Annotated in this window: 9 protein-coding genes; 2 read left to right on the top strand and 7 right to left on the bottom strand. The window is 48.4% G+C overall.

Annotated elements, in window-relative coordinates; translation table 11 throughout:
- Positions 1-112 precede the first annotated feature (112 nt).
- On the top strand, positions 113-1156 hold the full coding sequence (locus tag ACOJS8_RS22545) for a sialidase family protein (RefSeq protein WP_420150815.1): 1044 nt from the start codon (positions 113-115) through the stop codon (positions 1154-1156).
- Positions 1157-1200: 44 nt separating this feature from the next.
- Here ACOJS8_RS22545 and ACOJS8_RS22540 read toward each other — a convergent pair whose 3' ends face one another.
- Complete coding sequence (locus tag ACOJS8_RS22540; protein ID WP_420150814.1) at positions 1201-5106, bottom strand: sialate O-acetylesterase; 3906 nt, start codon at positions 5104-5106, stop codon at positions 1201-1203.
- A 291-nt stretch (positions 5107-5397) separates the two neighbouring features.
- Positions 5398-6786 carry a TolC family protein gene (locus tag ACOJS8_RS22535; protein WP_420150813.1) on the bottom strand — a complete coding sequence of 463 codons (1389 nt, stop codon included), beginning with the start codon at positions 6784-6786 and terminating at the stop codon, positions 5398-5400.
- A 106-nt stretch (positions 6787-6892) separates the two neighbouring features.
- On the opposite strand from ACOJS8_RS22535, the gene ACOJS8_RS22530 reads away from it, so the two are divergent.
- The gene (locus tag ACOJS8_RS22530; RefSeq protein WP_420150812.1) at positions 6893-8524 is read left to right on the top strand and encodes an amidohydrolase; all 1632 of its coding nucleotides are present in this window, start codon (positions 6893-6895) and stop codon (positions 8522-8524) included.
- A gap of 5 nt (positions 8525-8529) precedes the next feature.
- Here ACOJS8_RS22530 and ACOJS8_RS22525 read toward each other — a convergent pair whose 3' ends face one another.
- From ACOJS8_RS22525 to ACOJS8_RS22505, 5 genes are all read right to left on the bottom strand, one after another.
- Positions 8530-9459: a nucleoside hydrolase gene (locus ACOJS8_RS22525; protein ID WP_420150811.1), complete on the bottom strand. Its 930-nt coding sequence runs from the start codon at positions 9457-9459 to the stop codon at positions 8530-8532.
- A 410-nt stretch (positions 9460-9869) separates the two neighbouring features.
- On the bottom strand, positions 9870-10466 hold the full coding sequence (locus tag ACOJS8_RS22520; RefSeq protein ID WP_420150810.1) for a hypothetical protein: 597 nt from the start codon (positions 10464-10466) through the stop codon (positions 9870-9872).
- Between the two features lie 43 nt (positions 10467-10509).
- Positions 10510-10929 (bottom strand): hypothetical protein, encoded by a 420-nt coding sequence (locus ACOJS8_RS22515; RefSeq protein ID WP_420150809.1) that lies wholly within the window; start codon positions 10927-10929, stop codon positions 10510-10512.
- A 131-nt stretch (positions 10930-11060) separates the two neighbouring features.
- The gene (bla, locus tag ACOJS8_RS22510; RefSeq protein WP_420150808.1) at positions 11061-11810 is read right to left on the bottom strand and encodes a subclass B1 metallo-beta-lactamase; all 750 of its coding nucleotides are present in this window, start codon (positions 11808-11810) and stop codon (positions 11061-11063) included.
- A 79-nt stretch (positions 11811-11889) separates the two neighbouring features.
- Complete coding sequence (locus ACOJS8_RS22505; RefSeq protein WP_420150807.1) at positions 11890-13788, bottom strand: CocE/NonD family hydrolase; 1899 nt, start codon at positions 13786-13788, stop codon at positions 11890-11892.
- Positions 13789-13888: the final 100 nt, after the last annotated feature.

Raw genomic sequence — 13888 nt, 5'->3', positions numbered from 1 at the left:
AGCCATCTTGCCTGAGTTACTTTAATGATAACTGTATCTGGACTGATGACTCAATTGGAGAGGCAATAAATCCAGAAATATGTAATTTCCGGCCTCATCCTACTTATTCCTCATGAACGTTAACTTTCGTCTTCTACTGATTCTCTTTTCTCTGTCGATCCAACAACTTTATGCACAGCCCACCAATCCGGCGATCTTAAAGAAGGAATGGATTTATGAAAAAGCGCCATTTCCTGAATGTCATGCATCGACCATAGCGGAAACGCCCCAGGGGCTCATAGCATCCTGGTTTGGCGGAACCCACGAGCGTCACCCCGACGTAGGTATCTGGGTGAGTAGTCTGACCAAAAGCGGCTGGACAACGCCCGTGGAAGTAGCAACGGGGGTGCAACCCGATGGGAAGCGACTACCCTGCTGGAATCCGGTCTTGTTCCAGCGCCCTGGTGGCGAACTGATTCTGTTCTATAAAGTAGGGCCAAGTCCTTCAACCTGGTGGGGTTTGCTTAAGCGTTCAAAAGACAACGGAAAGACCTGGTCAGAGGCCGAGCGACTACCGGAGGGGATTCTAGGCCCAATTAAAAACAAGCCCGTTTTATTATCCTCAGGCGTTTTGTTATGCCCAACCAGCTCAGAAGATCATAATTGGCGCGTTCATTTCGAACAGACCAGCGACTGGGGAAAAACATGGCAAAAAACGGCTCCAATCAACGACGGCATTACGGATGGAGCGATTCAGCCAAGTATTTTATTTCATCCGAACGGTCAGCTTCAGGTACTTTGCCGCAGCCAGAAGGTCGGTTATATTCTGGAAAGCTGGTCGAAAGACAACGGGAAAACCTGGTCAGCTTTAGAGAAAACATCGCTGCCAAATCCTAACTCAGGAACGGATGCCGTTACGTTGAAAGATGGTCGGCAGGTTCTGGTTTATAATCCCACGACAACGAATAACGGTAAAAACGGTCCGCGAACTCCTCTTGATGTCGCCATTTCGGATGATGGCAAAAACTGGAAAACACTGGCTGTACTCGAAAATGAGCCAGGCGAATATTCGTATCCAGCTGTCATTCAATCAACTGACGGACTGGTACATATCACTTACACCTGGAAACGTAACCGCGTTCGGCACGTAGTACTCGATCCGAATAAGAAATCTTAATCCAATTGTTGCCAGAAAGAGCCTTTCTGGCAACAATACGTTCGTTAAGGAACCTGCAGCGTTTGAAGATTCAGCGTAGCAACATCGTCCTCGCCATTAGCGAAGCCATTATTCGGCGTTGAATCGGCATCCGTTGGTGAAGTCGCTTCAATTTGCGCCTGTAGATTCCAGTTCCCAGTACCGTTGGGCGTGATAGTAAAATGCAACAGTCCCTGCCCACCGGCCGGAATACTCGGGATCGTCCCTCGTACCGTATTGCCTGACAAACTCATGTTGGCACTACTGCTAAACGTTAATCCTGCTGGCAAAGAACAACCAATCTGCACGTTCTGAGCAGGTTGAGCACCTGTATTCGTCACAATCAGGCTTACCGATACTGGATTGCTGGCCGTAACGATCAGACTATTGCTTACTAACCGAAGACTTAGATCTACCTTATTCGGATCAGGCAGCGGCTGACCGCTCGATACTACTGGTAACAATGGCGCATTGGGCGACGGCATTACAGTAAAAAAGTCGGATGAGTTCTCCAGAGTGCGGAAATCTATCCAGGCTACATCGTCCTCGCCATTACCGATACTGGTGTTGGGCCTTGAATCCAGATCCAGTTGGTCGACGCGAACGATTTCGGCAGCCATTCGGTACGCCCCTGGTTGCTGCATACGCGCTGTAAATGACAACGTAGCACTTCCCCTGGCGGCTATGTTGGCGATAATTGCCAGGAGATTACCCGCCTGATAAGTCATTGACGTACTGTTAACGAACTGTAGATTATTGGGCAGCAGGCAACGTACTACTGCGTTGCTTACGGCTACAGGCCCTTCATTCCACACCGTTACAGATGTCTGAAAATCAGTTCCTACCGACTGGACCCGGTTGGTCACTTGTGCCGACAGACGTAAATCACTCACAACCGGCGTCATCGAAAGCACAGGCGACGTATTCCATACCGTCGTTGTGAGGGCATTATTCCAGGCCGCAGCCAGTCGACTTAGGCCTGCTCCCTGCAAATGTTTGCCATCCGGTCGGGGCATCTGGATCGTATCGACAATGGGGCCTGCCATTACTTTGGCAACCGTCTGAATTACGTTATTTTGCTGATTCGTAACGGGTTCATAACTTCCCGACGGATACAGCTGCGATGTCGTATTGTCGGCAGAAGCGCGGGCCACTAACCAGGGAAGTTCAGCAGAACGCGAATCTAGCCGAGTGCGGGCAATTATGGCCTGTAGATCAGCAGCATAATTAGTAGCCTGCGGATTGGCCGAGTAATATTCTGTTTCGCCTTGCTGCCACAGCACGGCCCTCAACCCAGTTAAAGGCACGTAATCCTGCAACACACGTTTGAGATTACTATAAGGCATACCCGCCGGTAAGGCATTTCCGCCAATTGTCGTATTACCTTGTTCCATACTTTCGCGCCAGTTCCGAACGGTTGTACCTGCCCAGGCGGTATTATAAAACAGGACAGGAACATTTAGACGCTTTGTCAATATATCCCCCAGTTCGCTCCAGCACCAGGCTGTATTGCCGTGAGGGCCAATGGCCGTTTCACCATCAGCGATCCAGTTAAACAATGGCGGAACAGGCAAACGCGTTGTGTCGGTGTAATTGTAATGCGGAACGCAGTTGACCCGTGTATCCATAGCCGCTGCGACAGACCGAATAGGTGTAACGCCCTGTGCATTTGCCTCGCCCGCAATAACAAATACCTCGCCTACCCCAACCGGAGTCACACGGGTATGACAGATGACCTGATTCTGTGCAATTGCCCGAACATCCAGGTTATACCACCCCCCCGTTATGTTAATTTTTCCTGAAAAAAATCCGTTGGCGGGCTGATTATCCAGCAGAACAAAGGCATCGCTGTTTTGGCCGTAACTATCTATTGTCGGCGATACCCGGATTTCAATACGTTCGGTTCTGGTCGGGCAGGTTCCAGCAATTGTAACCTGCGCTACGTTGTTCACACTTCTCTGAAATACAGTACGTTGCCGGGGAAACACAACTTCCATGGGTTCGGCCTCAGGTATGTAGGGGAGTAAGGCCGGGTACAGGCGGTCCTTAGGAATGTAGACGGCGTTCGAAGTGCCTGGCACAACCCATTGCAAGCGCACTTGCGCATCAAACCATCGTTGCAACAGCTCAATCTTAATATTGTATCGCTGGTTAGCCTGTAAGGTAACCTGGCCTTTCTTGGTGTTCGCCCAGGGATGGCTGGCCCAGTCATCAACAATCAACTGATCATTGATCCAGATACGCGATCCATCGTCGTTGGCCGCTTTAATGGTGTACGTGCCCGTAACGGGTGCTTCGACCTGGCCCGTCCAGCGCACTACGTAATCACGAATCGGCATAAACGGTGTAGGGCCCCCGTTATCCGCTCTAAACCAGGTTAAATCCAGAGGGCCATCCAGTTGCGTATGCAGTACAGGGCCATTCGGCTCAATCCCACTGATGTATTCGCCAATCAAGCCCGAACCCGTTCCCATTGCGTACGTAGGTGTAAAGATGCTAATGGGCGGACTGAGGCTCGAAACAGCGCCATTTATAGATGAAACCACCCGAACACGGTACGTTCCTGTGGAGTTTCCCGGAAGTGTAACCCGCATTGGGCTGCTCGTGCTGCTACCCAGATTTGTAATGAACTGCCCTGTCAGAGAAACTAACTGAGCTGTATATACGGTAGGCAGTTTATTACGAACGGTCGACTCATCCATGAAAGGAATAACCAGATGTCCATTCGTGTATTGATACGCTGGCTGAGGCATTCCCACCGTGATACGTGGTGGCTCGGTCGATAAAACGTAAGGCGTTGACTGCTGGAAAAAGGTATCGGTTAGGGCGTCGTTCCAGATTTGAGCCAGCTGCGGATAAAAAGACTCCAGGAAATGCGTCTGATCCCGTCGGTAGCTATTGTCATACACGTCTGTATTTGGCCCTGGATAACAATAGGGCATCTCGGCAATTACCTGATTCTGAGCCTGTATGATATTATTGTCGCCCCACCCGTCAAGCCAGGAAGCGCGCGAGACAATCCAGGCTAATGTCGAGCTTCCTACGTCCTGACGACTAATCTCGATTACCTTTTTCAGATTGCTGACATAAGCAGTACCCGATAAACCTTTGTCTGATTCGCCCTGATGCCAGAAAATCCCGCGTAGCCCTGTTCGCTGAACGTAGTGATTCAACGTTGCCCTGATCGCTCGGTAAGGCATCAGTTCATCAGCCCCACCCCACTGCGCCGATTCCGGGATTGTCAGATTTCCTTCTGCCGATTGCCGCCACTGCGAAGAGGATGTGCCGCCCCAAGCAGCTCCGTACAGAAGAACAGGCACCCCAAGGCGTTGTACAAGCTTATCGCCCAGCATCCCGTAAATATAAAGTGCATTGGTTGGGCCTACCCGAGCCGTATTAGACAATTGACTGAATACCAGAGGCATGCGAAACTCTCTTATGTCATTGCTGTAAAAATCAACACACGATACCCGATCATCAGCCGCTCCTATAGTTGAGGAAAATCCCTGAGCATTCGATTGACCGGATACCAGTAGCACCTCGCCCACCCCTACCCGCTGTACGCGTTTTATACCCAGGCTTATACTGCCGTTAAAAGCTTCGGCCTCCAGATCGTACCATCCTCCCTGAACCGCAGGCACACTGCCTGAAATCACACCGTTCGTAGGTGTAAGCGTTGTCCAGCCGGTAGTTACTCCTCCCTGTCGAACTACTAAACGCACTTTAAGCTGCGTAACGGCAGCCGTAGGGATAGCACTGAACGGCACCATTGCCTGATTGGCATTATTTCGCTGAAAGACAATACGCGAAACGGGAAAATTGATCTGAAATTGAGCCGTAACGAGTGTTGGTAGCAGAAAAGCCGCGACGAAGGCTATTCCTATTTTGCCGGTTATCATCCGGGCAAGGACGGACGTGTAAATTTTTATCATACAGGTATTTATCAAAGGCGCGGGCTAAATACTCGAAGATTGATACAAAATTTTAACATATCAAAATATAGCCAGCAGAATCTATACTTTATACCCGTAATTCAATACTATTTTCTAATTAAAATAAACATTTTATCTACCAAAGAATATTATAGCAAACAATTACCTATATCTATATGCCATTTTGCGTCTCTTTTTATTCGATTACGCGAAAAAGAAGACAATAAAAAAGCGGACTGATCGTGGATCAGTCCGCTTTTTTAAATCCAGTATTTAATTCAGATGAGCTATTTATTGACCAAGATCCTGAGAAATGGTGCTACTCAGACGTAGCAATTCGATTTCGGCAGCTTTTGCCGTGTACTCTGCTTCGATTAGCCGGGTTTGGGCGTTGATTGCGTTACGTTGTACGTCTCGAAATTCGACAAAGGTAGAGTTTCCGATACGGTAACGATCATAGGCGATCTCAACGTTCTGGTTCGCCAGCTGATTATTCAGCACTTCCAGATTTAATAGCTGCAGATTATTCTGATACGCCTGATATGTTTGACTAAGCGCCGACTGAAGCTGTAAACGCTGATTCTGCTCCTGATCCTGAGCAATAATCGTATTAACGCGTGCATTCTGAATCTGACGTTTCAGGTTATAGCCATTAAAAATCGGGATTGATGCCACAACACTATAGGTTAAAGCCCGGGTTCGACCGGTGGCCACGCCAAAACCACCCTGGTTATCCTGAAGCTGATAGTTATAACCCGTTTGCGCCGTAATCAACGGTAACTGTGCCGCATTGGCAATCTGTATATTCAGATCTGTAAAATTCCGGTTGAGCACAGCCGCAACCAGTTGCGGGTTGTTTTGGGTTAAAGATTGCTGAAGCGGAGCCAGTTGCAGATCAGGCCGGGCAATGATCGAATCACGAACGGAAAATTCCGTTTGCGGGTCGCGAATCAGCAATGTGTTCAGCACAATTTTAGCGTTACGTAACGCCTGTTCCTGCGAAAGCAGCGCAGCACTATCCGTATTAAAATCAACCTGGGCGCTTAGGAAATCAACTTTCGAACGTGCCCCAACTTCGTAGTTGGCCCGCGCCAAGTCGCGCCGTTCACGCGAAATATCCAATGCCTGACTGAACGCAATCAGCCGTTGTAACTGGCGCACTACGTCGTAATAACTCGTGGCCACGCTCGCCATTGTTGCTTCTACGTTTGCCCGGGTATTTACGGTACTGATCTGGAGCAGCTGCTGAAGCTGCGTATAAACCGTTCGGCGTGCAAATCCATTAAAAACCGTGTAATTGAGATTAATTCCCAAATTAGACGTACGGTTGAAAATACCATTTGCCGTCTGTGGCGGTCGAATATTGTCAATAAACGTTTGCCGGAAACTTTGCAGCCCCCCATTCGACGTAGCATTAAATGTCAACGACGGTAAGTATCCCGCGTTTCCTTTCGTATAGTTATTACGGGCAATTTCTTCCTGCGAACGATTGATATGAATTTGATAATTATTTTCAACAGCCTGTGCAATAGCCTGTTGTAGCGTCAGGGTCTCACCCGGCTGAGGTAACGTAGCCATTGTATAAGTGCGTTGCTGCGCACGTTGAATAGCATTTTGAGGCTGTTGAGCAAATACCGATAACGGCAGAAAAGAGAATAAAATCCAACTGCTGAGCTTCATTGAATACGTAGTAACAAGAACGATTAAAGCAAAAATACAAGAATCTGCTATTGTCTCATCAGCTTATTAACCTTTCGATTATCTTGCGAGCTTTCCTTTAACTGGTATGAAACAGTTATTACTCCTATTTTCTACTCTATCCTTCCTTCTATCGAGCTGTTCTTTTAAGAAAAAAGCCGATCTTTTCGTTACCAATGCCCGCGTTTACACGGCAGATTCGAGTTTTTCGACCGCCGATGCTTTTGTGGTCAAAGACGGAAAATTTCTGGCAGTAGGCTCCGCTCAGGCGCTGGACAGTGAGTACGAAGCCGCGTCAACAGCTGATCTGGCCGGCGCGCCCGTTTATCCTGGTTTTTACGATCCACATTCCCACTTTCTGGGTTTGGGCCAAGTTCTCGACCAGGCCGATCTGGTGGGCGCTACGTCGTACGATGAAGTTATTGAGCGATTAAAAACGTTTTACCACAATCACCCGAACGTATTATGGCTTTCGGGTAGAGGCTGGGACCAAAACGACTGGGACGATAAAGTTTTTCCGACAAAAGAAAAACTGGACGCTACGTTCCCCAATATACCCGTGGTTCTGATGCGTGTAGACGGGCACGCCCTGCTTGTTAATTCCAAAGCGCTCCGACTAGCCAACGTAACAGCCGGATCAAAACTTCCGGGTGGAGAAGTAGTCTTGCAGGATGGACAGCCAACGGGCGTATTGGTCGATAACGCCATGCTGCTTATCAGGCGTGTGATTCCACAGCCTGATAATAACGACAAAAGTCGGATGTTGCTGAATGCGCAAAAAGCCTGCGTAGCCATGGGACTAACTACCGTTTCCGACGCTGGCATTAGCCCCGATGAGATTAACCTGATTGACAGCTTGCAACGTACTGGCAAACTCAAAATCCGGGACTATGCTATGATTAGCCTGGGCGAACCTAATCTGAATTATTTTCTAAAACGCGGTCCGTTTCAGACGGATCGACTGACGGTACGTTCGTTTAAGCTTTATGCCGATGGGGCGCTCGGTTCGCGTGGAGCCTGCCTACGGCAACCGTACAGCGACCGCCCGGAAACAGGCGGCTTCCTGCTACTGAGCCCCACTGAATTAGAACGGGTTACAAAACTGCTTTACAATTCAAGCTTCCAGGCCAATACGCACTGCATTGGCGATTCGGCAAACCACCTCATGCTCGACCTGTACGGCAAATTACTGAAAGGAAAAAACGACCGGCGCTGGCGAATCGAGCACGCACAGGTTATATCGCCCGATGATGTCTGGGAGTTTGGTCGATATTCGATCATTCCGTCGGTACAACCCACTCACGCTACGTCGGACATGTACTGGGCCGAAGACCGGCTAGGGCCGATTCGTGTGAAGGGTGCCTACGCCTTTAAGGATTTAATGAAACAGAATAATCTGATTGCTTTTGGCAGCGATTTTCCAGTAGAAGCGGTTAATCCGCTGTTCGGTTTTCACGCAGCAGTGGCTCGTCAGGATGCGAAGAATTATCCGGCGGGTGGTTATCAGATGGAAAACGCTATCGACCGAAAATCGGCACTGCTTGCCATGACGCGCTGGGCCGCTTATGCCAACTTCGAAGATAAATTGCGGGGCAGTATTGCGCCTGGCAAGCAGGCCGATTTTGTCGTTCTCGACCGCGACATCATGACCGTTCCGAATGAACAGCTTCGGGCCACTAAAGTCCGTCAGACCTGGATTGGCGGAGAACGTGTTTACTAATTGGATTACTGCCGAAACTGCGTCAACAGGTAATCATAGAAAACAGACGTATTGACATCCGTAGCAATTTTCATTACGTAACCATGATCATCCAGATAGGTCTGTCCGGCATTGGGTGGACGAGTGCTTACGTTGGCGGTTACGGTTTCGACCTGAAACTGTTCGGGCATGGCTAAGTAGCTTGTAGCCAGAATATCCCACATAAAATACGTGTAGTGATACGCTGGAATCGTATCAAGGGTTAACGCCCAGAACTGGCCTGTCAGATTCGATAGCTTGTAATCGATCTGGCTGGCCAGCCGCGATAAAAAGGATTTGGTTACGGGTGTGTGATTCGTTACGTCCAGCGGGATCAGCGTTAACGGCAATTCGTAGGCTATCAGCTTTTGCGCGCTAATCGGGTCCCAGAATACGTTCCATTCGGCAGACCCATCGTGCTGATACATCTGCACATTTCCGGTGGTACGAAATGCCCCTGCCATCCAGACAATCTCTGCGATTTTGTCTTTTAATGACGGTTCTTTTTCTAAGGCCAATACCAGATTGGAGCACGGACCGGTCAGTAAAACCGTTACGTTGCCGGGAGCCGACATCAGTCTGTCGATAATGAATTCAGGGGCACTTTGATACGTATACGGGTCAGGCGATTTTGGCAGGTTGATCAGTAACGGCAGCGCATTCACAATTTCGGGTCGGGCGCGCCACTCGGCCGGGAATGCATTAACACCGTTATAATCACCCCGGCCCAGCGGTACGTTTTCCTGCCCCATCAGTTGCAACAGTTTATAGGTCGATTCGAGAGCAGGTTCAAGAAAGCAGTCGGCGGGCGTAACCGACACCCCAATCAGCTCGACGTCGGGCATGGTCAGCACCAGCAGTAACGAAAGCAGATCATCGATACCACCATCGTGATCCATCAATAAGTATTTAGGCATAAGAACGCTGGGATGAGTGTTGATCAATCAATACCCCGGTCAATATCTCAAAAATTTGCTAATTAGTTTTAACCAACGTACACCCCTTTTATCGACTAAGGTAAATTAAGTATACGGCAGAGATGGAACGAATACCGTATATGAAGGTCGCTACCTTGTTCCTGGAGTCTAAACAGACTCACAAATCCAATGTCGGGGCGATTTTGGTAACGTTGCTTGAGAGCATTTAAAGTTGGCATTTCAGCGACGCAAGGCCGCACAACGTCTAAATCCTTCAACGTCTATCTTCTGACTCAAAGTTATCTGGAACGAACTCGCTCTTTCCCCTGAGCGGCTTGTTTGCGTTTGCAACAGTCGACAAACGTGTAGTAAGAAAGTAAACTGCCGAAGAGGATTTACGCCTGGAAAGCTTAAAAGCGATAACCAACATTGATCCCGGCAAAAGAACTGATACCCGCTTTGTCTAAATTAGCCATCCCTACTTGAGCCCCTAAGCTCGTCCGGGAGCCAATAAGGTATTCGTATTCAGCAACCAGATGAAACCCCACATTGGTCTCATTTGCTTTTTCACTAACGATCTCGATACCCGCTGGTTGACCATTCTGCCCCGGAACAGACCTGGCTTCTCGTAAAATCTCATCGCTCCTGTACCAGACCGAAAGGCCTCCTCCCAACCGAAAAGCGTGGCGAGTACTCCTAAGAATATCATATAAAGCGGTCAAATCCGCTGTAATACGCTGTCGGGGACGACCTTCAAAATAGAAGTTATTGGCTACCTGGCGTCGGTTTTTGATGCTGAGGTAGCCCAAGCTACCTGCTACAACGATGCGGTCATTAGCAAAATGTCGTGCATATCGAAGCCCATATCGAATTCCTAGGTCGTCGGGAGCATCTAAGCTAATATAGTCAATACCAATTCGAATTGAGTTATTGTAATTAATAACCTGTGCAGTTGCAAAGGAGCCAATAAATAAGCAAAGGCTGGCGGTTAAACAAAGTTTGTTCATGTCGTTGAGCATATAAGTGATGTAAAATAGAATGCACTTCCGGCTACTTCTTTTCTTCTTCAATCAGCTTAAGACCTGTCTGCTGACGAAGCGAATAATGCCGGTACTTACCATTACCATACACGTGAGCGTTGAGCCAAAACTCTTGCTCAGTCGACAAGGTTAACGAAGGCTGCGCTGAGACCGAAGCGCCACCTCCTACACTTCGAAAGTAGTACGTATGCCCCCGCTCGAAATGAATATAAACTGTCTTACCAGGGGTAATGTTAAAGCCTAAACTATCTAAATCAGTCTCTAATAAAGTGCAGTAGCTAACTTTCACGGGGTCGTCTAAGTTGCGCGTTGTCCTGATCGAGATGATTCGGTTACTGAAGAAATAAATTTTTGTGGCTGGTGAAGTTTGCCCTATACTAAGCTGGTTGATTACAACCCACAAAAAGACAATCATACTGACTGTTCGCATCGGGAGTAGTTTTACAATCTTCCACACATTAACTAACCTATAAAAAGACAACTATAAATAAAGTATTTTATGTATAAGAATTCACCGCTAAATCGAGAATACTAATGATCGGTTAGCGACAGAACAACTGATTACCGTTTGGTTGCCAGATGTTTTTCAACCAAACGTAGCGTGTGTTCCAGCGACTTTGCATCGCCCCAGTCCTCATGTCCGGGCACTACGATTTTAGCCGTTCCGAACCGATTCATTACATTCCGAATCGAACCCGACCAGGCTGCTACGTTCGCATCGGCCAGATTGCCCATACCAAATACCGCCACACTTTTGATCAGGCAGCCACCGTACAAAATCTGCTGGTTCGGCAACCAGACCACAATGTTATCGCTGGTGTGGCCTTTGCCCGGAAAGTAGCAACGTATTGGCTCCTGCCCGATTGTGAACGTAGTGTCGTTGGGCAAAATACCCTCCGGCGATTCAAAGCCTCGCTTCACGGCATTTTGCGCCGTTAGTGGCGTACTAACAACCCGAACGCCTGCCTTTTTAAGCGCGCTGATCCCTCCTACCCGATCGTCGTGAGCGTGCGTGACAACACAGAGCCGAACCGGTTGATGCAGATTGTCGGCCACCCAGCGCAGTAGTTGTTGCGTATTATCCGTGTCGTTGACCGTATCCCAGCCAGAATCCACCAGAATGATACCATCTTTCGTCTTGATAATTAGTCCATTCGATGGATAGGGCGTGTTGTTGTACATCCCGTATGTCGTATGCACAAATACGTTTGCATTGAGCGGAGTCACCTTAAGTGTAGGCTTCTGCGTCACCTGGGCCAGTGTTACGTAGCTCGTAAGTAGCCCCGATAAAAACGGAAGTAGAAATCGCATAAATGGTTAGCTGGAAAGACAATACGTTATGAAGGCGTTGGTTTATAGTAGGCTTATTAGTTTAAACCCTAAATAGCTTCTATTTTAAGACGCCAATTTTAAGAAAACTTGCGCCCGGTTTACCATGATAAACGCGGTGTGTTGCTTTCTGATAATCTGACTCTTTCGCTTTAAAAACAGGCACAAACGTCTGTGGATTGCGGTCAGCCAGCGGGAAGCACGTACTCTGCACCTGCACCATTAGCCGGTGCCCTTTTTTGAACGTGTGCAGTACATCCTGCAACTCAAGCGGAACCTGCGTTGGTTGATTGGGCCTGAACGCTTCGGGTTTGCTGATATTATTACGATATCGTCCCCGCATGATTTCGCTACGTACCAGTTGCTGATAACCGCCATATACTACGTCCGGTTTGCGTGGATTTGACGGTGCATCAGTCGGGTATACATCAATCACTTTCACCATCCAGTCGGCATCTGTACCCGTGGTCGACACGGTCAGTTGGGCCAGAATTGGACCAGCCAGCGTTAAATCGTCGGGAAGGGGTTCTGTCTGGAACGTAAGCACATCGGGTCGCGACGAAGAAAATCGCTGATCTTCAACCATATATTCGGCCGAGAAACCGTCGTTGATTTTACTGGAAAACGGAACCGGATGCGCTGGATCGGACAGAAATTCAGAGAAATCCGATCCAGTTGTTGATGGCGAAAAACCCAGCTTGCCATTTGGCTGTAAATACAATTGCTTTTGTTCGGTTCCTTTAGGCGGATACGTATCAAAGGAGCGCCAACGATTCGTGCCGGTTTCAAACAACGTAGCTTCGGGCAAATTCAGGGGGGTGGCAGTCCGGCCGTTCGGTTCGCTGAAGAGATAATGTCTGAAAAACTTTGCTTCGATATTCTCCTGATAATATGGCGATGTGGCCGAACCAAAATCTACGTCAGCCAGTGTTTGCCCTGATTGCCGCGCCCACCCACCATGCACCCAGGGCCCTGCCACAAAGATGTTCTGAATGCCGGGATTCTGTTTTTCAATTGCCTTATACGTATTAAACGTACCGTACAAATCCTGTTCATCGTACCAGCCGCCCACTACCATTACAGCGTGTTTTATTCCTTTCAGATGCGGCAGAATATTCCGTTTTTTCCAGTGTTCGTCGTAATCAGGATGCTCAAAATTCTCGTGGTAATATTTGTTTCGGCCTTTGAAATACTGACTCTCCGAATTGGATGTTGGTCCTATGTTTAGGTAATAATTATAGCCGTCGGGCTCGTTGATTTCGAACAGGAGGGGCGGACTTTTTTTGGTTGGCTGTGTCTGCTCCTGAAAGAACGTGTAAAAACTAAAATTGCCCGCCAGTTGAAAAGCTCCATTGTGAAAGGCATCATCGCGCCACAGGTCAGCCATTGGTGCCTGTGGTGAAGAAGCTTTCAGCGCCGGGTGCCCCGATATTGCTCCTGCCGACGTAAAGAACCCCGGATAGCTGATTCCCCACTGCCCTACGTTGCCATTATGATTTGCTACGTTCCTGAGCAGCCAGTCGATGGTATCATACGTATCGGAGGCTTCGTCATGATCAGCTTTGCTTTTTTTCTCGTCAACATGCGGAGTCATCTCCACAAACGTCCCCTCCGACGCCCAACGCCCTCGAACGTCCTGATAAACAACGATGTAATTATCACGTAGCATGAACGGATTCGGCGCAACCCGCGCACGAAATTGGTCTGCGCCGTAGGGGCGGCAACTGTACGGAGTACGCTGTATCAGAATCGGATGCTTTACCGTTTGGTTTTTAGGCGCGTAGATCTGCGTAAATAATTTGGTACCATCGCGCATAGGCACCATGAATTCAGACTTCTGATAATTTTCACGCGTATAGGTAGAATCCTGCGCGGGCGTAAAAGGATACGAGTTTACAGAGGTATTAGTCTGAGCAATTGTTAACGCTGGAAGCAGCAAAAGGGCGAGGAATGTTTTCAAGGAAGAAGTGCACAATTGTTTTCTCGTGCAAAATAGAAAACAATTGAAATAAACTGCCGCCGGCAAATAATTCACGCCCTATTGGTTTGAACTGCAATTA

The sequence above is a fragment of the Spirosoma sp. genome (assembly GCF_048594605.1).
In the GTDB taxonomy this organism is placed as follows: Bacteria; Bacteroidota; Bacteroidia; order Cytophagales; family Spirosomataceae; genus Spirosoma.
The sequence above is the reverse complement of the archived record's forward strand: the minus strand, read 5'-3'. Positions and strand labels throughout refer to the sequence as shown.

Bases quoted from the DNA above. Each gene is read 5' to 3' on its own strand.
- ACOJS8_RS22515 (WP_420150809.1), bottom strand. From the start codon at position 10,929: ATGCGAACAGTCAGTATGATTGTCTTTTTGTGGGTTGTAATCAACCAG.
- ACOJS8_RS22530 (WP_420150812.1), top strand. From the start codon at position 6,893: ATGAAACAGTTATTACTCCTATTTTCTACTCTATCCTTCCTTCTATCG.
- ACOJS8_RS22535 (WP_420150813.1), bottom strand. From the start codon at position 6,786: ATGAAGCTCAGCAGTTGGATTTTATTCTCTTTTCTGCCGTTATCGGTA.
- ACOJS8_RS22525 (WP_420150811.1), bottom strand. From the start codon at position 9,459: ATGCCTAAATACTTATTGATGGATCACGATGGTGGTATCGATGATCTG.
- ACOJS8_RS22540 (WP_420150814.1), bottom strand. From the start codon at position 5,106: ATGATAAAAATTTACACGTCCGTCCTTGCCCGGATGATAACCGGCAAA.
- bla (WP_420150808.1), bottom strand. From the start codon at position 11,810: ATGCGATTTCTACTTCCGTTTTTATCGGGGCTACTTACGAGCTACGTA.
- ACOJS8_RS22520 (WP_420150810.1), bottom strand. From the start codon at position 10,466: ATGAACAAACTTTGTTTAACCGCCAGCCTTTGCTTATTTATTGGCTCC.
- ACOJS8_RS22545 (WP_420150815.1), top strand. From the start codon at position 113: ATGAACGTTAACTTTCGTCTTCTACTGATTCTCTTTTCTCTGTCGATC.